This is a genomic window from Porticoccus sp., assembly GCA_023261185.1.
Classification (GTDB): Bacteria; Pseudomonadota; Gammaproteobacteria; order Pseudomonadales; family Porticoccaceae; genus Porticoccus; species Porticoccus litoralis.
In genome coordinates, this window is record JALRJN010000020.1 from 1 (window position 1) to 8,030 (window position 8,030).

Below are 8,030 nucleotides of genomic sequence, written 5' to 3' on the forward strand. Positions count from 1 at the left end.
GGCCGCACAGTGGGCTGGATTTCACACTGGAACGAAATGCTCAGCAATCCCTATCGTATTGGCCGCCCGCGTCAACTGTACACAGGTTCGCCAAAGCGCGATTACCCCGGCTGAGACCAGCGCTGATAGAAAAAACCGCCACACCAGGCGGTTTTTTTTCGCCCACAAAAACGTTCGCATACAACACAAAAAATAAACCCCTTGTGCTACCTATGGCCAAATTCGCACTGATATGTCAGCATGAACCAACAAAAGGGCTGAACTTGAAGAGAGCCTGATAGTCATAATTAGAGTGCGTTTAGGAGATTACAATAATGAGTAAAAGACTAGCGGGTAAAATACGTTTAACAATAACCACTTTGCTGTCGGCTTTGCTGCTGTCAAGCGCCTCATGGTTATCAGCGGCTGAAGCAGAAAACACCCCAGAAGCCGTAGTTAAAAGCTATTACGCGGCGCTTAAGGCCCGCAAATACGAGGATGCATACGTACTATTAACACCTACGATGATCGATGGCCGAACAAGTAAGGAATACGTCGCTGACTGGAAGAACATTGTCAATATGGGTTCGGTGATTCTCCACGAATACGGCATAAGCTCTATTGATATTGATGGCGAAACCGCTACGGTATCTGCTTGGACACGGGCCAGCGATGTATTTAATAAAGATGGAATTATCGAAAAGGAAATCGATCACCTGAAACTGATCGATGGCGTTTGGAAGCTCGATGCAACAGAAGTATTAATGGAATAATCTGGAGTTACACAGCATTAATAAAAGCAGTCATTTCGAGTGGAAATGGCTGCTTTTTTATGCCCCACGACTAACGTCCAATAGGTTTCGCAACTGCTCTGTGAAAGACTGTTAAAAACACAGCTATATAAAGGGGTATGGGGTCATGCAACGAATACAGGCGTATCTGGTGGGAGCACTCTTGATGTTTGGGTCGGCAACCTGGGCCGCCATCTTTGCTCAAAATATTACATCCGTCCTCCTGCTGATGGCCGTCCCCTCAATGTTATGCGGTTATGTATATGCCACCGCCCTACCCCAATACGTTTGGGGCATGCTTCTCGGCATATGTGTTTATATGATGGCCGAGTACCTGATGTATGGCCCCGTTTATAAAGTGACTGGACTGATATACGGCATCGGTTACGTCATCGCCATCGGTTTTGCCTTCACTGGGTATGCCGTTTACCGCTGGAAATGCAACAGACAACAAGCTGGCCAAAAAAAAGAGATGAAGCCTGAAACTCGGGACCAAAAATGGGCCGAGGCTCAATAACCAGTAGGTACTCATACTGACAAAGCGCTTTATAACCCCCACGCCCGCCCAATAAAAAACCCCTGCATAAATATGCAGGGGTTTTTTATTTGGTGGAGCTAAGCGGGATCGAACCGCTGACCTCAACACTGCCAGTGTTGCGCTCTCCCAGCTGAGCTATAGCCCCGAAAGAGGCTGCGAATTTTAGGTACTGACCCCATAGGTGTCAAGCTTGTTCTTCAGGATGCTCTAGTCGCGATCTGGACATTTCCTGATATTCTTTTTCCAGCTTCTTGAGCTGTTTTTTGGATACGCCGCCAGCGGCATTGAGAGCGTGTCTAACGCGCACTCTGACAATATCAGGGCCAAGGATGGCCATAGCATCAAACAGCGGAGGCGCTGACGGAGAGCCCGCCACAGCGACAAACAGCGGAAACAGGAAATCTTTTAATTTTAAGTCCATCCCCTGAGCCAGTTGATTCAGTTCTTGGTATAACCCATCACGATGCCAGTGACGCAGGTTATCTAACCGCCAGGAGCTGAATTGCAAAATCTTGCAGACCGTATCCAATTCAAGCTTTTTATGCTCAAAACTGTTCTCTTGTAATGCCGGCATTCCAGAGAGCATAAAATTCAACAGAGGCGCGATATCGGTAAACTTCTCTACGCGCTCCTTGATCAATGGGATCATTTGACTGAGGTTATCGCGATTTAGTGCCCAGGCCGCAACACGGTCGGCAAACTGTTCATCGTCAAGATTTTCGCGTATCCAGCAACCATTCAACCAATCCAGCTTTTCGGTATCAAATACCGGGCCACCCAGATGAACAGAACTGATATCAAAGTGCGCCAGCATTTCCTGTAGAGAGAACTTTTCACTTTCATCCGGCATGGACCACCCCATACGCCCCAGGTAATTCACCACCGCTTCAGGCAAATACCCCATATCGCGGTAGTAGGTGATGCTGGTGGGATTCTTACGCTTGCTGAGTTTGCTTTTATCGGGATTCCTCAACAACGGCATGTGACAGAGCTGCGGCATTTCCCAACCAAAATACTGATAGAGGAGAAAATGTTTGGGAGCCGAATTAATCCACTCCTCGCCACGAATAACATGGGTAATGGCCATCAGGTGATCATCGACCACATTGGCGAGGTGATAGGTAGGCATGCCGTCCGCTTTGAGTAGCACCTGCATATCGACCTGCGACCAGGGAATTTCAATTTCACCGCGCAACATGTCGTTGAATCGACAGCTGCCCTCAGAGGGCACCTTCATACGGATAACATAGGGTTCACCTTCAGCTAGGCGTCGGTCAATTTCGTCCTGGGTCAGGCTCAGGCTACGTCCGTCGTATTTTGGCGTCTCACCGCGGGCCATCTGCTCACGACGCATCTCATCAAGCTCTTCCGGGGTGGCAAAACAATAAAATGCATGCCCTTTTTCTATCAGCTCTGAGACATAGCGGTGATAGATATCCATCCGCTCACTTTGGCGATAAGGACCATAGTCACCGCCAACATCAGGGCCTTCGGACCAATCCAGCCCCAGCCATTTGAGGGATGACAGAATCATTGCCTCAGACTCCGGCGTACTGCGAACCTGATCGGTGTCTTCTATGCGCAGAATAAATTCGCCGCCCTGACTTTTGGCAAAACACAGATTGAATAACGCGATATAGGCTGTCCCGACATGGGGGTCACCTGTGGGTGAAGGAGCAATACGTGTGCGAACAGACATAATGTTGAAATTCCGCCTAAATTAAAGGGTCACAAAAAGGCGGTCATTATACGCATACCAACGCTAGGCGACAGGTTTCACCTGAGGCTCACATAAAAAATAGCCCTGGGCGACATCAACCCCGAGGGCCTGTAGTTCCAGCCACTCAGCTTCGGTTTCCACACCCTCAATCCACAACTCCATGCCCCGATTGTGGATTAAGCCCGCCAGGGATTTGATGTAGAACTGGTTGTCCTTATTACTGTCCAGGCCGCGAGTGAAGGAGCGATGTATCTTGAGGTGATGCAGGGACAGGCTGCCCAGGTAACCGAATGCAATGGAGTCAACCCCAAAATTGTCCAGGCCGAGTGTCGAATTGCGCCGCTCCAGTAGGTCATGTAATTCCCGCAATGGTGCATCGTTGGATCTAATTGCATATTCAGGGATTTCAAAAATCAGCTTACTGGCGAGCTTTCGCTGCGAAGAAAGGAAAGTATCAAGCCACGTCATAAAGCCCGATGACTTTATGGAAACCATGGACAAGTTGACGCACAGCTTGCCATCAAGACCATCCTGGCGATGAGCCGATGCCAGCGACTCCAGCACCAACTGATCCAGTTTTGGCATCAATCCCAAACGTTCAGCAATGGGAATCACCACCCCGGCGGATAACAGATCGCTACCCTGAAGGAAGCGCACAAAGACTTCGTTTGCCACCAGTGAGCGATCTTTCGTGGTGTATATCGGTTGAAAATGCAGGGCCACAAGCCTGTTTTCAACAGCCTGGCGAAGGTAGCTTTCCCAGTCATTCAGGGGCTTACCGAGTACTGGCACTTCCCCGTCAGAAACATCCGCAAATTGCATCCAGTGACTGCCCTTGCCCATTCTGGCCTGGCACAAGGCGATATTTGCCTCACTCAACATCTCCGGGACATCACTGACGTTACTGCTATAGGTGTACCCCATATGAAAGCGAAGAGGATACTTCTGATTGTTAAGCCAGCTCCCCCCCTGCAGGCTATCAAATAGATGCCCGGCTACCGCAACACCTTCTGAAGGGGCTACATCGGGGATAAAAATGGAAAATTCCGGCCCCTGGCGCCTCGCCACCAGAGCCCGGCTGTGGGAACTCAATGCCTCCGTCAGCTGCTCACCTACAGCCTTCAGTATCGCATTGCCCTCACCACGGCCCGCATAATCATTCACACTGGCAAAATCATTGATTGCCAGAATGGCCAATGCGCCCGTATGCACACCACCCTCCTGGTCATCTGCATAGCTTTTCATGCGGTTATCAAAGTCCACACGGTTGGAAAGACCCGTTACATCATCCTGATAAGACTGTTTCTGCAACCGCCCTATCAACTCAAGCTGATCATCAAAAATGTGCTTTAAAGTCTTGGCCATGCGGTTCATGGCTTCCACAACTCTTGCCAGCTCACGGGTTTTTGGAACGGTTTCCTGGACCACAAAATGTCTTTCACAGATCTCGTTGGCCTGCTGCTCAAGACGAGTCAAGGGAACCAACAACCATTTCAGAGCAACATAAGCCAGCAGGCAAACACCCAGAGTAATCGAGGCAAACCAGGTTAGCTGGGAAGTGGTTACCTGCCAGAGTTTCATATACGCCTGGCCGGGGTTGCTGACCACATAGACGTCACCCAGACGAGCCCAGCCAGAAGCCACCTCTGCCCTGCCCAGCGCCTCGGGCAGAGAGATAAATGAAATAAACCAGGGAGGAACGCCCTCAATAGATACGGGAAATGACCTGTCGATCAACACCTTGCCATCGAGGTCTTCAAAATAGATACGTTGATAGTAACCGCTATCTGATACAGCGTTGAACATCGTATCGAGCGTGGCGATATCCTTATCCTTAGCGGCCTGCGTCATCGATAAACCAAGCGACGTTGCCGTGTCCTGAGCGTGGACGTGCATTTGATCCGCCACCAGCTGCTGATTATTGCGAAGACTGACGACCGTATTTCCCGCGTAGAGGCAAATGAACAGCAATAAAATTGCAACAATCAACTGACGAAACAGGGTCACGTCGTTTTTCCTTATACATTGTGTGTTAACGAGTCTAATGGAATCCCGTTCACTTGCCAATTAAGCACTGGGTCACAGTTTGCGCAGGCTGAAAGCCACTGAGATAAAGGGGTTCATGATAAGATCAAATCGACTTTTTAATGACACGACAACGTCTCAAAAGAAGCGATAAGTTGAAAAATTTCAGGCAAAAAAAACGGCAGGCAAAAGGAGCTTCTTGGCTTCCTGTTATTTTTCTCGCCCTATTTTTTTCAGCAACAGCCCAACATTTTGGTATCAGCGACCGAATGCTGGCAAAAATACGTATCAAATACGGCCCTACGGCAGAAATCCGTATCCAGCACTGGCAAAGCATGATCCACCAACACCAGCGAAGCCAGGACATGGAAAGACTCAACGCGGTGAATGATTTCTTTAACCAGGCACGCTTTGTTAACGATATCGACCTCTGGAATCAAAACGATTACTGGGCAACACCACTGGAATTCCTTGCCCAAGATGCGGGGGATTGTGAGGATTTCTCCATCGCCAAATATTTCACCCTGAAAGAAATGGGCCTGGATGTTTCTAAACTGCGGATCACCTACGTTAAAGCTACCCTGTTCAACCAGGCACATATGGTTCTCGCCTATTACGAAAATCCCAGCGCTACCCCTTTGATTCTGGACAACATCAACAAACGCATACTGCCAGCCAACGAACGAACGGACCTGCGACCCATATACAGTTTTAATGCCAACAACCTGTGGCTAGCCCGCACCCGTAATGAACAGCTAAAAGCAGGCAAACCCGACCAGCTCAGCCTATGGAAAGACCTGAACACGCGAATTCAGGAAGAAATGTTGTGATTTATCAGCGCTGAAATATTCCGTTTGTTTAAAATCATGGCCATAAAAAAAGCCCCGGAAGACCGGGGCTTTTCTTGTTTTGTACTTAACATGCTAGTTTGTAACGATACTGCCATCTGTCACAACCAAGCTCTCAAGAGTTACACCTGTAACACCAGTTAGCACAATTTCCTGATCTGGGCTTACAAAGTCATTAGAACCATCAACGTCTATCTTAATGGTCGTATTGCCTCCAGACTCGGTAACATCAATGAAATTAGCCAAGTCAACCAAGTCAGTTGAATCTTCACCAACAAGCAATGCTGACAGATCCAATACGTCACCCTCAGCAGGGTTATACACACCACCATCAGATCTATTGAAATCAGTAACAGTATCCGTACCTGTATCACCAAGATTCCAGATAAAAATGTCGGCTTCAGTTCCGCCAGTTAGTATATCGGACCCAGCACCACCATTGATGCTGTCTATACCTGCACCACCCACGATGGAATCGCTGCCACCCAGTCCGGCAAGAATGTCATCACCATCACGGCCAATCAGGATATCGTCAGCGGCGCCACCGGTCAGATCATCGCCATTATTCGAGCCGAACATTAAGTTGGGATCATCGGTGCCAACCGCTGTAACGCCCAGATCACCCGGATCATCCAGACTGAAATCGAACTGCACGAAACGGGCCTGGTAATTGCCGCCGTCGTCATCGTTATAGACAACAGTCCAGTTATCACCCGCTGAAGGTGGATTATCAGTAAGATATTCTGCCAAGCTTACAGTATCGTCATCAGCACGCAGAATAAGATCGTAACTGACAGAACCTGTCATCAGACCCGTATTAGAATCATATTGCCAAAAGTCAGTATCCGCGCCACCGTCACCAGTCCCTTGATGGACGATAAATTCAATACCGTTGATGATAATAGTTGCAGTGACCTCCTGCTCCAGCTGTACGCCATCCTGGGAACCAACATCAATCGGCACAGTAAATGGCGACTGTTGAAAATCGGTATACAGGGTGACCGACCCATTGTAAGGGTCAGCATTGATACTATTCACTAACGCCTGCTCAAGCACCAATACAGATTCTTGGTCATTACCTGAAGTAAGAGGTGAACTACCATCGCCAACCTGCGAAGACTGTTGCGGCAAATCATTTGGCGGCAGCGCATGCAATGTCACGTTGGCCGTTTCGTCTACACCTTCGCCTGTCACCGTGTATGTAATCAGGTCTGCAATCTCTGTCGTAATGAAATTGATATCCAGATCTGGATTGGCCACAAACCGGAACTCAGGAAGAGTTTCACCTGCAGCCAAGTTAAACTCCTGATTCAGAGCCACATCTTCCCAGGAATCACCATCCCAGTAGACTACTTTACCGATAGAGACGAAGTTATCCGGCTCGCCTTCCGCTGCCTGGTTCACTGTCGCCGTCACCAGGTCAGTAAAGGTAATGGTCAGATCAGTATCCACATCGTACACACTGATATTCAGCGGATAGCCATCGGTATATTCTGCCGGAAGCTGACCGGGATCAGCTGGCAACCAGACATCTTTGGCCAGTTCCAGCTGAGTCGGATCATCCTGGCCATTGATAGTGATAATCAAAGATGTTGTAGACGTTAACACTCCATCCGATACGGTGTATATGAAGATATCGTTAGTTTCATCACCTATATTCAGTGCATCCAGGAAAGAGCTATCATCCTTCAGATCATAGCTATAAGAGCCATCGGCATTAATTGTCAAAATACCATGTGAACCTATGATTTGCGTTCCATCAGCAATTGGATTAACTCCATCACCAGAAGTGCTACCAACTCCATTTACACGAACCACCTGCAGAGAAGAGCTATCCACATCTGTATCAGCAACATCAGCATAGGCTTCACTGCCATTGTTTGAATTCGCGGCATCAGACCCATGGTCTTCACCAATGATCACGTTCCCAGTAATGACAACTGCATCCGCACCATCGATACCTTCATCAACAAAGTTAGTATCGGCTTTGGCAACTGGCGCGTCGTTAGCACCACTGATCAGTACGGCGTAAGGCTGGGTCACATCCGCATCGTCGCCATCGCTGACGGTGAAGATGAAGTTCTCGGTGTCACTTTCACCGTCGTCCCAACCCTCAATATCAGTGGTCA

The 8,030-nt window shown here is 48.7% G+C and carries 6 protein-coding genes, 1 tRNA gene and 1 pseudogene; 4 read left to right on the plus strand and 4 right to left on the minus strand.

Annotation, left to right across the window (positions count from 1 at the left end; all coding sequences use genetic code 11):
- The 3 genes and pseudogenes from ACYZYZ_RS01935 to ACYZYZ_RS01945 all read left to right on the plus strand — a co-directional run.
- Nucleotides 1-114 (plus strand): annotated as a pseudogene (locus ACYZYZ_RS01935) (citrate/2-methylcitrate synthase); the annotation flags it as partial.
- A gap of 200 nt (nt 115-314) precedes the next feature.
- Nucleotides 315-752 (plus strand): nuclear transport factor 2 family protein, encoded by a 438-nt coding sequence (locus ACYZYZ_RS01940; RefSeq protein WP_305171037.1) that lies wholly within the window; start codon nt 315-317, stop codon nt 750-752.
- 145 nt (nt 753-897) lie between these two features.
- The gene (locus tag ACYZYZ_RS01945) at nt 898-1,287 is read left to right on the plus strand and encodes a hypothetical protein (RefSeq protein ID WP_305171038.1); all 390 of its coding nucleotides are present in this window, start codon (nt 898-900) and stop codon (nt 1,285-1,287) included.
- 90 nt (nt 1,288-1,377) lie between these two features.
- Here ACYZYZ_RS01945 and ACYZYZ_RS01950 read toward each other — a convergent pair.
- The 3 genes from ACYZYZ_RS01950 to ACYZYZ_RS01960 form a co-directional block, all read right to left on the minus strand.
- Nucleotides 1,378-1,453, minus strand: a tRNA-Ala gene (locus ACYZYZ_RS01950).
- Nucleotides 1,454-1,492: 39 nt separating this feature from the next.
- Nucleotides 1,493-3,007, minus strand: a complete 1,515-nt coding sequence (gltX, locus tag ACYZYZ_RS01955; RefSeq protein WP_461483052.1) for a glutamate--tRNA ligase — start codon at nt 3,005-3,007, stop codon at nt 1,493-1,495.
- 63 nt (nt 3,008-3,070) lie between these two features.
- Nucleotides 3,071-5,035: a bifunctional diguanylate cyclase/phosphodiesterase gene (locus ACYZYZ_RS01960; RefSeq protein ID WP_461483053.1), complete on the minus strand. Its 1,965-nt coding sequence runs from the start codon at nt 5,033-5,035 to the stop codon at nt 3,071-3,073.
- 287 nt (nt 5,036-5,322) lie between these two features.
- Here ACYZYZ_RS01960 and ACYZYZ_RS01965 point away from each other — a divergent pair, with 287 nt between their 5' ends.
- Entirely contained in the window at nt 5,323-5,883 is a 561-nt protein-coding gene (locus ACYZYZ_RS01965) for a transglutaminase-like cysteine peptidase (protein ID WP_305171041.1), read from the plus strand.
- 93 nt (nt 5,884-5,976) lie between these two features.
- Here the strand turns inward: ACYZYZ_RS01965 and ACYZYZ_RS01970 are convergent.
- On the minus strand, nt 5,977-8,030 hold a 2,054-nt coding region (locus ACYZYZ_RS01970), incomplete at its 5' end, for a type I secretion C-terminal target domain-containing protein (protein WP_461483054.1).

What these genes read in the sequence shown, in the direction of transcription:
- ACYZYZ_RS01945 (WP_305171038.1), top strand. Translation starts at nt 898, where the DNA reads ATGCAACGAATACAGGCGTATCTGGTGGGAGCACTCTTGATGTTTGGG.
- ACYZYZ_RS01965 (WP_305171041.1), top strand. Translation starts at nt 5,323, where the DNA reads ATGCTGGCAAAAATACGTATCAAATACGGCCCTACGGCAGAAATCCGT.
- ACYZYZ_RS01940 (WP_305171037.1), top strand. Translation starts at nt 315, where the DNA reads ATGAGTAAAAGACTAGCGGGTAAAATACGTTTAACAATAACCACTTTG.
- gltX (WP_461483052.1), bottom strand. Translation starts at nt 3,007, where the DNA reads ATGTCTGTTCGCACACGTATTGCTCCTTCACCCACAGGTGACCCCCAT.